Here is a 15,878-nt window from a genome sequence, read left to right on the forward strand (position 1 = left end):
GGCCGATTGTGCGGGCCTTGGCGCGATTGAAATCAAGGCGATGCGCGAGGCGGGGTATAAACCCGCCTTTGCCGCCGCGATCACGGTGGCCTCATCGGTGATCGGGCCGCTTATTCCGCCCTCGATCGGGCTGGTGATCTATGCCTTTCTGGCCCAGCAAAGCATCGAGCGGATGTTTCTGGCCGGGCTTCTTCCGGGCCTGTTGGTGGGCGCATCGCTGATGATCTATGTGCGCGTCATCGCCGGGTTTCAGGATTTTCCAACCCAGAAACGCGCCACGGTAAAAGAGGTGACACACACCGCGCAACACGGTTTCGCGGCGCTGATGGCCCCGGCGATCATCCTTGGGTCAATCATGTTCGGCTTTGTCACCGCGACCGAAGCGGGGGTTCTGGCCTGTCTTTACTGTATCCTTTTGGGGCTGTGGTACAAGGAACTGACCTGGAAAGGTTTCATGCTGGCGCTGTCGGACACGGCCATGGTGACATCGGTGATCATGATCATCATCGCGTTTTCCATCGCCATGGGTTGGCTGTTGGCAATTGACCAGACGCCACAAAAACTGGCCGCCTGGACATTCGCGCTGACCGAAAACCGCAATGTGTTTCTGGGTCTGTTGCTGGTGTTCATCATTCTGGTGGGCTGCGTTGTCGAAGGCGTGCCTGCCAAACTGATCCTGGTGCCCACGCTTTTGCCGCTGATTGATGCCTATGGCATCGACCGGGTGCATTTTGGCATCATCATTCAGCTTGGCCTGTTGATCGGCATTGCCACGCCGCCGATGGGGATCGGTCTTTATATCGTCTCCGAAGTGGGGCGGGTGCCGTTTGAAAAAGTCACCCTGGCGGTGCTGCCGATGCTGGTGCCGCTGATCGCGGTGCTGATCCTGCTGACCTATGTGCCGGCGGTCTCCACCTTTCTTCCTGATCTTGTCCTTGGAAAGCAATGAACCGATATGTCAAACCTGATCTATAAAACCAATCCGATGCCCGAAAAGATCGAGCAGTCAAAGCTTGACCGTCTGGCAAAGCTGGAAACCGCGACCATCGGCCATTTCTATCACTTCGGCTTTGCCGCCCCGGCGATTCAGCCGGTGCTGCGCGGCAAGGTGGTGACGGGAACGGTGTGCACTCTGGCGATTCCGGGTCTGGATTCCACCCTGTTGCACCATTGCCTGAGCGAGGTCGGGCCGGGCTATTTCATGGCCGTTGATCGGCTGGGCGATACGAAATACGCCTGTTGGGGCGGTGGCGTCACCCGGATGGCGGCGATGATGGGGCTTGAGGGGGGCTGTGTCGATGGCCCGCACACCGACACCCTGGAAATCGAAGAACAGGATTTTGCCATGTGGTCGCGCGGCGCATCGCCGGTGACAACGCGGCTGTACAATTCCGGCGGCGGGTTCAACGTGCCGGTGTGCATTGGCGGCGCGGCGGTTTTGCCGGGCTATGCGGTGTTGGCCGACGATTCGGGCGTGTTGTTCATCGCCCCCGAAGACCTGGACGCCGTTTTGGCCGAGGGCGAAACCCGCACCGAACGGGGCCGCATTTCCGAGGCGAAAATCACCGATGGCACCCATCTGGGCCAAATGTCAGGAGCCACGAAAATGGTTCAGGACAAGTCAGCCTAGATCGGCAAAGGAGCTGTAGCGTTGATGGGCCGTGCACCATTCCTGTGCCACCTGGTGGGCCATTTCCATGACCGTCGCAACCTGTTTGCGGCGGGCACGGTTGGCATAGGTGCAGGCCACGTTCAGCGGCGCAATGTCTTCGGTGACCGGAATTTCCACCAGATGCCCGGCGGCAATGTCACCGTCCAGCGCCGACAGCGCCAGGGCCGACGCACCGTATCCCAGACGCACCATTTCACAGATGGTGGCCAGCGAATTGCCATAATGGCGCGGCGCGGCGCGGGTCGACATTTCGTCGACATATTCGGCCACCGGATTGAACAGTGGCGAAGATTTCGGATACAGAACCAAGGGCAGATCGCGCAAGGTTTCCGGCGTCATCGGCAGGGTTTGCCCGGCAATCACATCGGGGCGCGCCACCCAGCCCACATCATAGATCACGGCGAATCCGGGGCGCGCCACCCGATCACCGCTGGCGGTGAATGCAATGTCCAGCGTGCCCGCCTCGACGAATTTGGCCAGTTGCAGATCCGACCCCGAATAGACATCAAGCAACAGATCGGGGTGTTGTGTGGCCAGCCGTTCCCGCAGGATCGGGCCCCAGGTGATTGTCGCCATTCCGGCCAATCCAATCGACACGCGGCGCTTTTTCTTGTCTTGCAGGCGGGCGGTCATCGCCTCTTGCAGGTTCAGGAAATTCAGCGCGAATTCCGCCACTTCCACCCCCTGATCGGTCAGCCGGAAATCCGGCGCATCCCGGTCGATCAGGGTTTTCCCCAGATGTTCCTCCAACCCTCGGATCCGGGCCGATACTGCAGGCTGAGTCAGGCTCAGCCGTTCGGCGGTCTTGCGATAGTTCTGAATCTGGCTCAGCCAGTAGAACGCTTCGAGTTGTTTGAAATTCATCGCCATTCCCACGATTACACTGTGCAAAGGATCACCAATGACTGTCGCTGTCTACCTTCCTCTTGAAGAGAAAACCACATGGTGGGTTGAAATGTTGCAAGGTCTTTTGCCCGGTTGGGATATTGCCGCCCTTGACGACATCACCGATCCCGCCGCCGTGCGCCACGCTGTTGTCTGGCGGCCCCGCCCCGGCGATATGGCGCGGTTTCCCAACCTTGAGGTGATCGTGTCGATTGGCGCGGGCATTGATCATGTGCTGGCCGATCCCGAATTGCCCAAAGACGTGCCGATCATCCGCACCGTGGGCGATGATCTGACCCAGCGGATGCGCGAATACGTGGCGCTGCATGTGTTGCGCCATCACCGTGACATGCCCCGCCAATTGCGCGCGCAGGCCGAAAATGATTGGCACGCCATCGTCGTGCCCGTGGCCCCGAACCGCACCATCGGGGTGATGGGGCTGGGCAATCTGGGCGCGGCAGCGGCGAAAACCCTGGCCGGGCTTGGCTTTGCCACGCGCGGTTGGTCGAAATCGCCCAAAACCATCGACGGGGTCGAAACATTTTCCGGCGCAGACGGGTTGGAGAAATTCCTGCCCGAGTGTGAAATTCTGGTCAATCTGTTGCCCCTGACCGACAGCACGGCGGGCATTCTGAATGCCGATCTGTTTGGCAAACTGCCCAAAGGTGCCTGTGTCATCAACTGTGCACGCGGCGGGCATCTGGTGGATGATGATCTGTTGGCGGCACTTGGTTCGGGGCAGATCAAACAGGCGACGCTGGATGTGTTTCACATCGAACCCCTGCCAAAGGATCACGCGTTCTGGACCCATCCGGCGATCACTGTCACCCCCCATGTGGCATCACAGATCGACGCCGCCACCGGCGGGCGGTTGATTGCCGCAAACCTGCGCGCCTTTGCCGAAACCGGCACCTGCCCGGATATGGCCGATGCCGCGCGGGGGTATTAGGGTTGATTTTACATCGCAGCTGATTAACCCTTGCCCGGTTCAACCCGGCGGAGAGTGAAAGATGCCAACACGGTCCGATACCCCCCCGCAATCGGGGTCTGGCCAACAGCCATTGCCGAAAACCGCCGATGTGGTGGTGATCGGCGGTGGCATTGTCGGGGTCACGGCAGCGCTGTATCTGGCGCGCCATGGCGTGTCGGTCGTTTTGGTCGAAAAGGGCTATATCGGGGCCGAGCAATCATCGCGCAACTGGGGTTGGATCCGCAAACAGGGGCGCGACCCGGCTGAATTGCCCCTGATGATCGAAAGCGCGCGGGAGTGGAACCAGATCGCCGCGCCCGTGGCCCGTGAAATCCGGCTGGGCACGGTGGGCACCACCTATGTGTCCCTGACCGAGGCGGAATTTGCCGAACGTTGTGATTGGGTGGAACAGGCGAAACCATTCCAGCTTGATACAAAAATCCTTGGGCCGCGGGAAACCGCCGCACTTTTGGGCCGGGACGATCAGAAATTCACCGGCGCGATCCACACCCCATCGGATATGACGGCCGAACCGGCGCTGGCCGTGCCTGCCCTGGGCCGTCTGGCGCGCGAGGCGGGCGCGACACTCATCGAGGGCTGCGCCGCGCGCGGGGTCGAACGCAGCGCCGGGCGCGTGTCCCATGTGGTGACAGAGCGCGGCGCGATTGCCTGTCAGTCGGTGATTTTGGGCGGCGGCGCATGGTCGCGCACATTTCTTGAAAACATCGGTATTTTCATTCCCCAGCTTGCGATCCGATCCACCGCGCTGCGCACCACGCCGGGGCCGCAAATTCACCCCGGCGGATTGGGCGCACCACCCGCGTCGGTGCGCCGGCGCAGCGATGGCGGCTATACCATCGGGCGCACCAATGCATCGCGGTTTGATCTGGTGCCAGCGGCGTTTCGCCATTTCGCCGCCTATCTGCCGGTGCTGAAATCACGCTGGAACACCATTCAACTGCGCGCCGGGCGCGAATTTTTCGGCGATCTGGGCCATGGGCGTTGGCAATTGGATCAAATCACCCCGTTTGAACGCACCCGCGTTCTGGACCCGGCGCCAAACCGCGCCTTGGCCCGCGATATGTTGGAAACCGCCAAACGGCTGCATCCGGGGCTTGGTAACATCCAGATTGCCGGTGTCTGGGCCGGAATGATTGATGTAACCCCCGATGAATTGCCAATCATCGATGAAATCCCCGGTTGGGCGGGGTTGTGGGCGGCCACGGGCATGTCGGGCCATGGGTTTGGCATTGGGCCGGGCGTGGGCCGGGTGGTGGGCGAACTGGCCACCGGGCGCCGGCCGATTGTCGATATCTCGCCCTTTGCCCTGTCGCGGTTTTCGCCATGAGCGCGCCTGATGTCCTGATCATCGGCGCGGGAATCACCGGGGCGGTTGCCGCCCTGACCTTGGCCGAGGCGGGACATCGGGTGGACATCATCGATGCTTACGCCCCGGCGGCGATGGCATCGGGGTGGACATTGGCGGGCGTGCGCCAATCGGGGCGTGACCCGGCCGAACTGCCCTTGGCGCGCGCGGCGGTGGCCGAGTGGTCGGGGTTAGAGGCGCGGTTGGGCGCGCCGACCCATTACCGACAGGGCGGCAATCTGCGTCTGGCCAGAACCGAACCCGAATTGGCAACCATTCGCGCCCTTGTGGCCGATCAACGGCGCGCCGGGCTGGATCTGTGGCTGTTAACGCCTGACGATCTGCGCGATATGGCGCCCGGTCTGTCACCCGATATTTTGGGGGCCTCGTTCTGCCCCACCGATGGCCATGCCGATCCTGTGGCCACCGTGCGCGGGTTTATCGATGCCGCCCTGCGCCACGGTGCGCGCACCGCATGGGGCGAACGGGCGCAGGCGTTTGAAACCGAACATGGCCGGATCACCGCCGTTTTGACCGACAAACGCCGCATCACCCCCGGCGCGGTCCTGCTGGCGGCGGGAATACAGGTGAACACCCTGCTTGCACCGCTTGGGCCAGTGATTCCGCTGCGCCATCCGATCGTGACGGTGGTGCAAACCCAACCCGTCACGGCGCGGTTTCCGTTTGTGATCGGGGTGGCCAATGCCGATTTTGCCCTGCGCCAAGAGGTATCAGGCCAGTTGCGATTCACCAGCGGGGCAGAACCCGGCGGCGTGTTGGCAGAGCAGGGCAACCGCCCGGTGGTGCGCCCAACCCTGGCCAGCGTCACCGCCACCCTGACCCGCGCCGCCAAAATCATGCCCGACACCGCAAACGCCACGGTGAACGCCATTTGGGGCGGGCTGTTGGATCTGACGCCCGATGCCCTGCCGGTGATTGACCGGCATCCCGATATTGCCAATCTTACCATTGCGGCGGGGTTTTCGGGCCATGGTTTTGGCATTGGTCCGGTCACGGGCGCGCTGGCGGGCGATCTGGTGTTGGGCCGTGATCCGGCGCACCCGGTGGCGGCGTTCCGGTTTGACCGTTGGGATGGCACCGGCCCCGATGCCGGGCTAAGCTTGCACGGATGAGCCGGGGCGCGGATATTGCGATTATCGGCGCGGGCCTTGTGGGCAGTGCTTTGGCACTTGGCCTCACCCGTCACGGCGCGCAAGTGGCGCTGTTTGATGCGGGCGGGGATGATTTTCACGCCTCGGCGGGGAATTTCGGTTTGGTCTGGGTGCAGGGCAAAGGGATCGAGGCGCCGGTTTACGCCGATCTCACGCGCCGCTCGGTCGCCCTGTGGCCCGCGTTTCAGGCCGAATTGGCCGAGGCCACGGGGCATGATCCGGCCTACCGTCGCTCGGGCGGGTTGAAAATCGCGCTGAGTGACGGTGAATTTGCCACCCAGACCGATACGTTGGCCCGGTTGCACAATCAACGCGCGGCCCTGAACACCGAATTGATGGATGGCGACAGCCTGCGCGCGATGATCCCCGCCCTTGGCCCCGAGGTGCGCGGCGGCACCTTTTGCGCCGAGGATGGCCATGCCGATCCGTTGGCCACCCATGCCGCCCTGCGCCGGGCCACGCAACGGGCGATCATCCGCGCCCATATTCACCGGATTGAACCCACAGCGCGGGGTTTTACCCTGCACAGCGAAACCGGCACCTATGAGGCCACGCGCGTGGTGATTGCCGCCGGTCTGGCCAGCGATGCCTTGGGTGCGCCCTTGGGGTTGTCGGCGCATCTGCGCCCGCAACGGGGGCAGATTTTGGTGACACAGCGGATGGAGCGGTTTTTGGATCTGGCCTGTCACACGGTGCGCCAAACCACCCAAGGCACGGTAATGATGGGCGATACCAAGGAAGATGTGGGATATGATCGGGGCACAACGCCCATGGCGGCGCGGGCCATGGTGGCGCGGGCAGTGCGGATGTTTCCCCATCTGGCCGATGCGCGGATCGTGCGCCAATGGGGCGCGCTGCGGGTGATGTCGCCCGATGGTCTGCCGGTTTATGCCCAATCTGAAACCCACCCGGGTGCCTATCTTGTGACCTGTCACAGCGGCGTCACCCTGGCCGCCGTGCATGCCCGCGATGTGGCCGATGCGATTGCCACGGATCGCCTGACCGATACCTGGCCCGAGCTTAACCAGACCCGCCTGAAAGGGGCCGCAGCATGAGCACGATGCGCCGGATATCCAAACGCCCCACGGTGACGATCACCGTCGATGGCGCACCGCTGGCCGCCCATGCGGGCGACAGCGTGGCTTTGGCGCTGCTGGCGGCGGGGCGGGGCGGGTTTTGCGCCGATGCGCCGGGCGGCAGCCCGCGCGCGCCGTTATGCCTGATGGGGGTGTGTTTTGGCTGTCTTGCAGACATCGACGGGCGCGCGGGCGAACAGGCCTGTATGGTTCTGGTGCGCGACGGGATGATCGTTAAAACCGGGGGCCATGATGGAACGGGTTGATGTGGCAATCTTGGGCGCCGGGCCTGCGGGGCTGGCGGCGGCAACGGTTGCTGCGGGCGCGGGCCTGTCCACCATCGTGCTGGATGATCAGGGCGCGCCGGGCGGACAAATCTGGCGCGCGGCAGGGGATGTGACCCGCGATCGGGCGCTGGCGCGGCTTTTGGGCGCGTCCTATGGCGGCGCGATGGAGGCGATTGGCGCGGCACAGGCGGCGGGTGCGGTGTTTCATCCGGCCTGCGATCTGATTGATGCGAACGGCGATGGCGCGCTTGTCTGGCTGGACCGTGCCAACGGCGGGTTGCGCGAGGGTCAGGCGCGCGCCCTGATCGTGGCCACGGGTGCGCGCGAACGGGCGGTGCCGTTTCCCGGTTGGACATTGCCGGGCGTGATCAATGCCGGGGCGATGCAGATTGCCCTGAAACAGGGCGGCGCGGTGCCCGACGGCCCGGTGGTGTTGATGGGACAGGGGCCATTGCTGTTGTTGGTGCTGCAACAATTGCTGGCGGCGGGGGCCGATCTGCGCGCGGTGCTGGCGTTCGATGGGGCGGTTCCATCGGTGCCTTTCGGGGCCATGGCGCGGGCGGTTTTCGGCGATCCGGGGCTGGTGGCCCAAGGCGCGCGGCTGTTGCTGGGCCGGATGCGCGCCAAGGTGCCGGTATATCGCGACATTGCCAACCTGCGCGCCGTGGGCGGCGACCGGATTGAGGCGGTTGCCTTTGACAGTGACCGGAGGCGGCAGCAAATCCCGTGCACCTGGTTGGGGGTGCATGACGGGGTTATTCCAAACACGCAGGTGACACAGCTTTTGGGGCTGGCGCACCGTTGGGACAATGCCGCGCGCTGTCTGGTGCCGGTGTGTGATGATCTGGGCCGGATGGAGGGCGCGCCGGTCTGGGTGGCGGGCGATGGCGCCGGGATCGGCGGCGCGCGGCTGGCCGGGGTGCGCGGCGCACGGGCCGCCCATGATGTGGTGCGCGCCCTGGCCCCTGACCGCCACGATGCGCCCGCCGCCCGTGCATTGGCGCAAACCGCCGCGCGGCTGGCCCCGGCGCGCGCGCTGGTGGCCGCGCTTTGGCCTGCCCGCGATCCGTTGGCATTGGTCGATGACGACACGGTTTTGTGCCGCTGCGAAGGGGTGCGCGTGGGCACGGTGCGCGCCGCCATTGCGGCGGGGGCAAGCGGGCCAAACCGCGCCAAGGTGGCCACGCGCTGTGGCATGGGGCCGTGTCAGGGGCGGATTTGCGGCCCGATCCTGGCCGAATGGGTGGCGCGGGATACGGACACCCCGGTGGGGGCGTTGCGGGTGCGCCCACCGCTGAAACCGGTGTTGTTGGCCGATTACCTGACGCTGGAGCAGGAATGAGCGCCGCGCCCACCACCGATGTTGCGGTTGTGGGCGGCGGGCTGATCGGGCTGTCGATTGCGCTGGCGGTGGCGCGGGGCGGGCAACGGGTGACGGTTTTTGAGGGCGAAGGCGTCGGGCGCCATGCCTCAAGCGCCAGCGCGGGGGGTGTGCGCAGCCTGAACCGGCATCCGGCGGAAATTGCGCTGGTGCGCGCGGCGCTGCCGCTTTGGGCGGGGCTGGCACAGGATCTGGGGCAGGGGGTGGGGTTTTTCGCCTCGGGCCAACTGCGCGTGGCCGAGGATGACGCCGCCCTTGCCGCGCTTGAAAAACGCGCCGCGCTGACCCGCGATCTGGGCTTCACCCATGAGGTGATGTTGGACCGCGCCGCGCTGTTTGCGCGCGAACCGGGGGTGGCGCGCCATTGTCTGGGGGCGCTTTTGGTGGCCGATGATGGCTTTGCCGATCCGCTGGCGACCCTGCGCGCCTATCGCGCTGCGGCACAGCGCGCCGGGGTGACGATTTGCCAAAACCGGCCCGTGCGCGGATTGGCGCGCGATGGCGGCGGGATCACCGTGCAAACCGACACCGGGGGCGTTCGGGCAAATGCCGTGGTCAATGCCGCCGGTGCCTGGGGTGGGCAAATTGCGGCGCAGCTGGGCGAACCGGTGCCGGTTGAACCGCGCGGATTGCAAATGTCGGTCACGGCACCATTGCCCAGCTTTGTGAATGGCGTGATCGGCAGCGAGGGGCGCAAGCTGTCGCTGAAACAGATGGCAAACGGCACCGTGGTGATTGGCGGTGCGTATCAGGGCAATGTTGACGCGTCCGCGCGCATGGCCCGCCCTTTGCAACGCCGGGTTGCGGCCAATCTGGCCACGGCGGCGCATCTGTTTCCCGCCCTTGCCCCGGCGCGAATCATCCGCAGTTGGGCGGGGATCGAGGGGTGGTCACAAGACGCGCTGCCGGTGATTGGGCCCAGTAAAACAATGCCCGGCGTGATCCATGCCTTTGGGTTTAGTGGCCATGGCTTTGCCCTTGTGCCGCTGATCGGGCCGTTGGTGGCACAGATGTTAATGGGAAAAAATCCAACAGTTTCCTTGACACAGTTTGATATTTCGCGGTTTTCTAACAGGGAAGAGGACGTAAACTATGCTTGATCCGAAGGGTCGTATCATCATGGTGTCGGGCGCAAATCGCGGCATTGGCCGCGCTGTGACCGAACTGCTTCATCAGCGCGGCTATAGCGTCAGCGCAGGCGCGCGCGATGTCGCCGCGTTGGAGCAAGAGCTGCACCATCTGGCCGGGCCGCGGCTGTTGTGTGCCCATTACGATGCGGTGAACCGAGACAGCCATACCGCCTGGGTTGAAACAACGGCGCAACGATTTGGCCGCATTGATGGCCTGGTCAACAATGCCGGCACGTCTAACACTTTTTCCATCGAACAGGGCGACGAGGCCGATCTGGATGCCCTGTGGGCGATCAATTTCAAAGGCCCGCTGTTTTTGACCCGTGCCTGTCTGCCGTATCTGAAAGACAGCGGCGCGGGCCGGATCATCAACCTGTCATCGCTGTCGGGCAAACGGGTGCGCAACGACAACATTGCCTATGGCGCGACGAAATTCGCGATGATGGCGCTCAGCCATGCCAGCCGCCGGGTGGGGTGGGATCACGGCGTGCGTGCCACTGCCGTCTGCCCCAGTTTTGTGGGCACCGATCTGACGGCGGATGTCACCAAGGTGACCCGCGATGAAATGATCGCGCCCGGCGATCTGGCCGAACTGATCGCGACGCTGATCGCATTGCCAAACACCGCCAGCGTGGCGGAATTGCTGGTGAATTGCCGACTGGAAGACACGCTATAAAATATAATAAAAAGGGGAGAGATATGAGAACACGATTGTTTGCGCTCAGCGCGTTGGCCTTGGCCGCCGCCACGGGGGCCCATGCCGCCGGAACCACCCTGAATGTGGGCATGGCCAGCGCCGATGCCGGGGCGATTGACCCCCATGTGGCCACCTCGACCCCCGACAAGGGGCTGCTTCATTGGATGTTTAACGGGTTGGTGCGCATCCAACCGGGCCGCGCCAGCCCAGAGTTCATCGAACCCGATATCGCCAAAAGCTGGACAACCTCGGACGATGGGCTGACCTGGGTATTTACCCTGCGCGATGATGTGCAATGCCACGGCGATTATGGTCAACTTGACGCGCAGGATGTGGTGTTTTCGCTGAACCGGGCGTCAAACCCCGATACATCGTCTTTTGCCAATGATTACAACGTGATCGAATCGATCGAGGCCACCGGCGATTACGAAGTCACGATCAAGCTGACCGATGCCGAGGCCAGTTTCCTGGGCAAGCTGGTGCCCTATCACGGCGGCAATATCGTGTGTCAGGACGCGGTCGAGGCCTTGGGCGACGATTTTCAAAGCCAACCGGTGGGCACCGGCCCGTTCATGTTTGCCGAATATCAGCCACAGCAATATGTGAAACTGATCGCCAATCCCGAATATTTCCGCGGTGAGCCGAAGATCAAGGAAATTTTCTATCGCTATATCCCATCCGATGCCTCGCGCGATCTGGCATTTCAGGCCGGTGAGATCGACATGATCTATGGCCGTCAGGATCAAACCTGGGTGGAGCGGATTCAAAAGGTGGACGGCACCAAGATCATCAAGATGCAGCCCGGTGAAATGACCACGATTCATTTGAACATGACCATGCCGCCGCTGGATGATGTGCGGGTGCGCCGCGCCATCGCCCATGCGGTCAACCGCGATGCGATGGTGCAGTTTCGCGGCGAAGACGTGACCATTTCATCGCCCTCTCCGGTGCCCGAAGGGTATCAGGGGTTTACCGCCGATGTGCCGAGCTATGAGTTTTCGATTGAAAAGGCCAAGGCATTGCTGGCCGAGGCCGGGCATCCCGATGGCGTTACCCTGACATCGGTGCAAACCAGCCTGCCGGGCATGTTGACCACGATGGAAGTGTTGCAATCGCTGCTGCGCGATGCCGGTATCAACCTGGAACTGGAGCTGGTCGAACATGCCACGTTCCATCAGATGATCCGCGATGATGCCAGTCAGGTCACCCAATATTCGGCGGCGCGTTTTCCGGTGGCCGATACGTACCTGACACAGTTTTATCATTCCAACAGCATCGTCGGCACGCCGGGCGCTGTGACCAATTTCAGCCATTGCGCCGTGGCCGATGCGGAAATTGAGGCGGCACGCGGTGAAACCGACCCGGCCAAGCAGGATGAATATTGGGCCACCGCCCAGCAAAAGATCATGGAAGAGGTCTGTGCCATTCCGATCTATCAAAACCTGCAACTCTGGGCCTGGAATGACAACCTTGATCTCGGGGTTGAGGTCATGGGGTCCCTGAACCTTAGCCCGCCTGTGACCGAACTGGCAGGTTTTGCAGAATGATGCCGACCCGTAACAGGGCGAAGGGCGCATGACAGCGTTCTTCGTCAAACGGTTGGCGTTCTCGGTCATCACGCTGTTTGGCGTGCTGACCATCGTGTTCTTTATCGTGCGGGTGTTGCCCGGCGATCCGGCGCTGGTGATTCTGGGCGATCAGGCCAGTCAGGCCGCGATTGACGCCATGCGCGACCGCCTTGGCCTGAACGATCCGTTGTTTACCCAATATCTGCGGTTTTTGGGCGGGGCGTTGGTGGGCGATTGGGGCGTTTCCATGGTATCAGGGCGGCCCGTGGTCGAAGAAATCCTCAAGGTGTTGCCCGCCACGATTGAACTGACCGTCGTGTCATTGATCCTGGGCGCGGTGGTGGGGATACCGCTGGGCGTGTGGTCGGCGGTGCGGCGCAACGAAGTGCCCGATTATATCATCCGCATCGCATCACTTTTGGGTCTGTCTTTGCCGGCCTTTGTCTCGGCGATCTTGCTGTTGTTGATGTTTGCCATCACCCTGCGCTGGTTTCCGGTGATGTCGTCGGGGCAGGGCGATACATTGGCCGATCGCGCGCGCGATCTGGCGCTGCCCGCGATCAATCTGGGGCTGATCATGTCGGCCTATATCACCCGCGTCGCCCGGTCGGCCATGTTGGAGGTGCTGAATCAGGATTACGTGCGTACCGCCCATGCCAAAGGGTTGGTGTTTAACGTCATCATCTGGCGGCACTGTCTGCGCAACGCGCTTATTCCCGTGGTGACGGTTGTGGGCCTCTATCTGGGGATTTTGATCGGCAATTCGGTGCTGACCGAAATCGTGTTCAACCGCCCCGGATTGGGCAAACTGATCGTCGGCGCGCTGAACCAGCGTGATTATACGATGTTGCAGGGGATGATGGTGATCTACACCTTGATCGTTGTTCTGGTGAACCTGCTTACCGATCTGGTTTATGGCCTGATTGATCCAAGGATTCAGTATTCATGAACAGCCATGTCCAACGCGGCGCATACCTGCGCCAGACATTCCGGGCCATGGGCGCGGGGCTTTATTCGGCCTTTAACACTAATAAAACATCGTGGATCGGGCTGGGCCTGTTTGGCTTTGTGGTGTTTGTGGCGGTGTTTGCGCCGTGGCTGGCGCCCTATGACCCGATTGACCAAAACATCCTGAACCGGCTGAAACCGCCCTCGGCGGATCATTGGTTTGGCACCGATCAATTTGGCCGCGATATCCTGTCGCGCATCATGTATGGCGCGCGGATATCGCTGGTGATTGGGCTGTTGGCGATCACTGGCGCGCTGATTATCGGGTCGGCCATTGGGGTGATTGCGGGGTATTACGGCGGTATCCTCGATATTATCATCATGCAGATCATGGATGTTCTGCTGGCCTTTCCGGCGCTGATTTTGGGGTTGATCGTGGTGGCGATGTTGGGGCCATCGGTCACGAACCTGGCCATTGCCATTGCACTGACGGCAATTCCGCCCTTTGCCCGGATTGCCCGCGCGCCGACCATTTCGGTGAAACAGCGCGAATATCTCTCGGCCGGGCGTGCATTGGGGTTTTCCGATGTGCGGCTGATGCTGGGCCATATCGTGCCCAATATCCTGCCTGAAATTCTGGTTATGGGGTCGCTCTGGCTGGCCACGGCCATTCGGGTTGAGGCATCGTTGGCCTTTATCGGCCTTGGGGTTTCGCCGCCCACCCCCACCTGGGGCGGGATGATCCGCGAAGGGTTTGAGAATATATTGGACAGTTTTTGGTTGGCGTTCTTTCCGTCGATGGCGATCCTGTTGGTGGTGTTTGCCCTGAACATGCTGGGTGACGGGCTGCGCGATGCGATTGACCCCCGATTGAAGGACGCAGGATGAGCGCGCCAGTGCTGAACGTTGAAAACCTGACCGTATCGTTTCGCAGTGGGGAAGCGTGGAACAGTGTCGTGCGCGATTTCAGCTTTACCATTGATGCGGGCGAAACCGTGGCGGTGGTGGGCGAATCCGGCTCGGGCAAATCGGTCACGGCGCTGTCGATCATGCGGCTGTTGCCCGAACGCCAATCGCGGATTGAGGGGCGGATTTCCCTGTCGGGGCGTGAATTAACCGCGCTGCCCGAACCCGAGATGCGCAATGTGCGCGGCGGTGAAATCGGGATGATTTTTCAAGAGCCCATGACATCGCTGAACCCGGTTCTGACCACCGGATTTCAACTGATCGAGGCGCTGCGCCGCCACCGCGATATGGATTATGCCGCCGCGCGGGCCGAGGCGCTGCGCCTGTTTGATCTGGTGCGCATCCCCGATGCGGCGCGCCGGATTGATGAACACCCGCACACGTTTTCGGGCGGTCAACGCCAACGGGTGATGATCGCCATGGCGATGGCGTGCCGCCCGAAACTGTTGATCGCGGATGAACCCACAACCGCGCTGGATGTGACGATTCAGGCGCAAATCCTGGGCCTGATCCGCGAATTGCAGACCGAATATGGCATGGCGGTGATGTTTATCACCCATGACATGGGCGTGGTCGCCGAAATCGCCGACCGGGTCGAAGTGATGTTAAAGGGCGATGGCGTGGAAAGCGGCCCGGTGGAACAGGTGTTTGCAAATCCGCGCCACGATTACACCCGCCGCCTGCTCGCCGCCGTGCCGAAACTGGGCGCGTTGGGCGATACGGCCACACCGCGCCGCTTTCCCGATCTCACCACCACCCCGCCCGAACCCGAACCCGGCCCCGAGGACGACCAGCGGGGCAAAGAAATCTTGGCCGTGCAAGGGCTTGTCACCCGATTTGACATTCGCGGCGGGGTCTTCGGCCGGGTGAAAAAGCGGGTTCATGCGGTTGAGGATATATCGTTTGATATTCGAGAGGGCGAAACACTGTCCCTGGTCGGGGAATCGGGCTGTGGCAAATCCACCACGGGCCGGTCGATCCTGCAACTGGAACAGCCGCGCGCGGGCAATATCCTGTTTGAAGGGCGCGATCTGGCCGACAGCAACAAATCCGAATTGCGCGCCCTGCGCCGCCGGATGCAGATCATTTTCCAAGATCCCTATGGGTCACTGAACCCGCGCAAAACCGTGGGCGCCGCCATTGGTGAGCCGATTCGCGTGCATGGGTTAAAATCCGGCGCGGCGGTTGAGGATGAGGTGGTGCGCCTGTTGGAATTGGTCGGGCTGTCGCGCGATCATGTGCTGCGTTATCCCCATGAGTTTTCCGGCGGCCAGCGGCAAAGAATTTGCATCGCCCGCTCGCTTGCCCTGAACCCCCGCTTGATTGTCGCCGATGAATCGGTGTCGGCGCTGGATGCATCGATCAAGGCGCAGGTGGTGAATCTGATGTTGGATCTGCAGCGCGAAATGGGGCTGGCCTATTTGTTTATCAGTCACGACATTTCCATCGTGGAACGGGTCAGTCACCGGGTGGCGGTGATGCTGTCGGGGCGGATCGTTGAAATCGGCCCCCGGTCCGAGGTGTTGAACCGCCCGGTGCATGATTACACCAAAAAACTGATCGCCGCCGTGCCGGTGCCCGACCCGTCACAGCGCCGCATCCGCACCGGCCTGATCGAAGAGGAACTGCCCAGCGTGATCCGCCCGCTGGATTGGCAACCAGCCCCAAGCAAAATGATCGAAGTCGGCCCCGACCATTTTGTTTTACAGGACGACAGCACATAATCTGCCTGTTCTTGGCTTTTGGCCAGGGGGAGTTAA

At 62.4% G+C, this 15,878-nt stretch carries 15 protein-coding genes; 14 read left to right on the forward strand and 1 reads right to left on the reverse strand.

All coding sequences use genetic code 11. The annotated features are described in order from the left end of the window. Positions 1 to 949 (forward strand): TRAP transporter large permease (locus C8265_RS16240; protein ID WP_108485084.1); only part of this gene is annotated, 949 nt, incomplete at its 5' end. 6 nt (positions 950 to 955) lie between these two features. Then, positions 956 to 1,630, forward strand: coding sequence for an RraA family protein (locus tag C8265_RS16245; protein ID WP_108485085.1), 675 nt, complete (start codon positions 956 to 958; stop codon positions 1,628 to 1,630). Here C8265_RS16245 and C8265_RS16250 read toward each other — a convergent pair. Next, positions 1,622 to 2,536, reverse strand: a complete 915-nt coding sequence (locus C8265_RS16250; RefSeq protein ID WP_108485156.1) for a LysR family transcriptional regulator — start codon at positions 2,534 to 2,536, stop codon at positions 1,622 to 1,624. The genes C8265_RS16245 and C8265_RS16250 overlap by 9 nt on opposite strands. 37 nt (positions 2,537 to 2,573) lie before the next feature. Between C8265_RS16250 and C8265_RS16255 the strand changes: the two genes are divergently transcribed. From C8265_RS16255 to C8265_RS16310, 12 genes are all read left to right on the forward strand, one after another. After that, a complete protein-coding gene (locus C8265_RS16255; RefSeq protein WP_108485086.1) occupies positions 2,574 to 3,506 on the forward strand; it encodes a 2-hydroxyacid dehydrogenase in 933 nt (310 codons plus the stop codon). 61 nt (positions 3,507 to 3,567) lie between these two features. After that, complete coding sequence (locus C8265_RS16260) at positions 3,568 to 4,875, forward strand: NAD(P)/FAD-dependent oxidoreductase (RefSeq protein ID WP_108485087.1); 1,308 nt, start codon at positions 3,568 to 3,570, stop codon at positions 4,873 to 4,875. After that, positions 4,872 to 6,026 carry an NAD(P)/FAD-dependent oxidoreductase gene (locus C8265_RS16265; protein WP_108485088.1) on the forward strand — a complete coding sequence of 385 codons (1,155 nt, stop codon included), beginning with the start codon at positions 4,872 to 4,874 and terminating at the stop codon, positions 6,024 to 6,026. Before C8265_RS16260 ends, C8265_RS16265 begins: the two co-directional genes overlap by 4 nt. Continuing rightward, complete coding sequence (locus C8265_RS16270; protein ID WP_108485089.1) at positions 6,023 to 7,120, forward strand: NAD(P)/FAD-dependent oxidoreductase; 1,098 nt, start codon at positions 6,023 to 6,025, stop codon at positions 7,118 to 7,120. The genes C8265_RS16265 and C8265_RS16270 overlap by 4 nt, the downstream gene beginning before the upstream one ends. After that, entirely contained in the window at positions 7,117 to 7,407 is a 291-nt protein-coding gene (locus C8265_RS16275; RefSeq protein ID WP_108485090.1) for a (2Fe-2S)-binding protein, read from the forward strand. The genes C8265_RS16270 and C8265_RS16275 overlap by 4 nt, the downstream gene beginning before the upstream one ends. Next, on the forward strand, positions 7,394 to 8,770 hold the full coding sequence (locus C8265_RS16280; protein WP_164512360.1) for an FAD/NAD(P)-dependent oxidoreductase: 1,377 nt from the start codon (positions 7,394 to 7,396) through the stop codon (positions 8,768 to 8,770). The genes C8265_RS16275 and C8265_RS16280 overlap by 14 nt, the downstream gene beginning before the upstream one ends. Then, a complete protein-coding gene (locus tag C8265_RS16285; RefSeq protein WP_164512361.1) occupies positions 8,767 to 9,909 on the forward strand; it encodes an NAD(P)/FAD-dependent oxidoreductase in 1,143 nt (380 codons plus the stop codon). Before C8265_RS16280 ends, C8265_RS16285 begins: the two co-directional genes overlap by 4 nt. Then, entirely contained in the window at positions 9,902 to 10,615 is a 714-nt protein-coding gene (locus C8265_RS16290) for an SDR family NAD(P)-dependent oxidoreductase (RefSeq protein ID WP_108485093.1), read from the forward strand. Before C8265_RS16285 ends, C8265_RS16290 begins: the two co-directional genes overlap by 8 nt. 23 nt (positions 10,616 to 10,638) lie before the next feature. Further along, a complete protein-coding gene (locus C8265_RS16295; RefSeq protein WP_108485094.1) occupies positions 10,639 to 12,183 on the forward strand; it encodes an ABC transporter substrate-binding protein in 1,545 nt (514 codons plus the stop codon). A gap of 28 nt (positions 12,184 to 12,211) precedes the next feature. Beyond that, positions 12,212 to 13,153: an ABC transporter permease gene (locus C8265_RS16300; protein WP_108485095.1), complete on the forward strand. Its 942-nt coding sequence runs from the start codon at positions 12,212 to 12,214 to the stop codon at positions 13,151 to 13,153. Next, entirely contained in the window at positions 13,150 to 14,040 is an 891-nt protein-coding gene (locus C8265_RS16305; RefSeq protein WP_240611118.1) for an ABC transporter permease, read from the forward strand. Before C8265_RS16300 ends, C8265_RS16305 begins: the two co-directional genes overlap by 4 nt. Beyond that, positions 14,037 to 15,842 carry an ABC transporter ATP-binding protein gene (locus C8265_RS16310; protein WP_108485096.1) on the forward strand — a complete coding sequence of 602 codons (1,806 nt, stop codon included), beginning with the start codon at positions 14,037 to 14,039 and terminating at the stop codon, positions 15,840 to 15,842. Before C8265_RS16305 ends, C8265_RS16310 begins: the two co-directional genes overlap by 4 nt. The last annotated feature ends 36 nt before the right edge of the window (positions 15,843 to 15,878 follow it).

This window comes from Oceaniglobus ichthyenteri (assembly GCF_003057885.1).
GTDB lineage: Bacteria > Pseudomonadota > Alphaproteobacteria > Rhodobacterales > Rhodobacteraceae > Oceaniglobus > Oceaniglobus ichthyenteri.

Bases quoted from the DNA above. Each gene is read 5' to 3' on its own strand.
- C8265_RS16310 (WP_108485096.1), top strand. From the start codon at position 14,037: ATGAGCGCGCCAGTGCTGAACGTTGAAAACCTGACCGTATCGTTTCGC.
- C8265_RS16270 (WP_108485089.1), top strand. From the start codon at position 6,023: ATGAGCCGGGGCGCGGATATTGCGATTATCGGCGCGGGCCTTGTGGGC.
- C8265_RS16285 (WP_164512361.1), top strand. From the start codon at position 8,767: ATGAGCGCCGCGCCCACCACCGATGTTGCGGTTGTGGGCGGCGGGCTG.
- C8265_RS16245 (WP_108485085.1), top strand. From the start codon at position 956: ATGTCAAACCTGATCTATAAAACCAATCCGATGCCCGAAAAGATCGAG.
- C8265_RS16260 (WP_108485087.1), top strand. From the start codon at position 3,568: ATGCCAACACGGTCCGATACCCCCCCGCAATCGGGGTCTGGCCAACAG.
- C8265_RS16305 (WP_240611118.1), top strand. From the start codon at position 13,150: ATGAACAGCCATGTCCAACGCGGCGCATACCTGCGCCAGACATTCCGG.
- C8265_RS16295 (WP_108485094.1), top strand. From the start codon at position 10,639: ATGAGAACACGATTGTTTGCGCTCAGCGCGTTGGCCTTGGCCGCCGCC.
- C8265_RS16265 (WP_108485088.1), top strand. From the start codon at position 4,872: ATGAGCGCGCCTGATGTCCTGATCATCGGCGCGGGAATCACCGGGGCG.
- C8265_RS16290 (WP_108485093.1), top strand. From the start codon at position 9,902: ATGCTTGATCCGAAGGGTCGTATCATCATGGTGTCGGGCGCAAATCGC.
- C8265_RS16250 (WP_108485156.1), bottom strand. From the start codon at position 2,536: ATGAATTTCAAACAACTCGAAGCGTTCTACTGGCTGAGCCAGATTCAG.
- C8265_RS16275 (WP_108485090.1), top strand. From the start codon at position 7,117: ATGAGCACGATGCGCCGGATATCCAAACGCCCCACGGTGACGATCACC.
- C8265_RS16280 (WP_164512360.1), top strand. From the start codon at position 7,394: ATGGAACGGGTTGATGTGGCAATCTTGGGCGCCGGGCCTGCGGGGCTG.
- C8265_RS16255 (WP_108485086.1), top strand. From the start codon at position 2,574: ATGACTGTCGCTGTCTACCTTCCTCTTGAAGAGAAAACCACATGGTGG.
- C8265_RS16300 (WP_108485095.1), top strand. From the start codon at position 12,212: ATGACAGCGTTCTTCGTCAAACGGTTGGCGTTCTCGGTCATCACGCTG.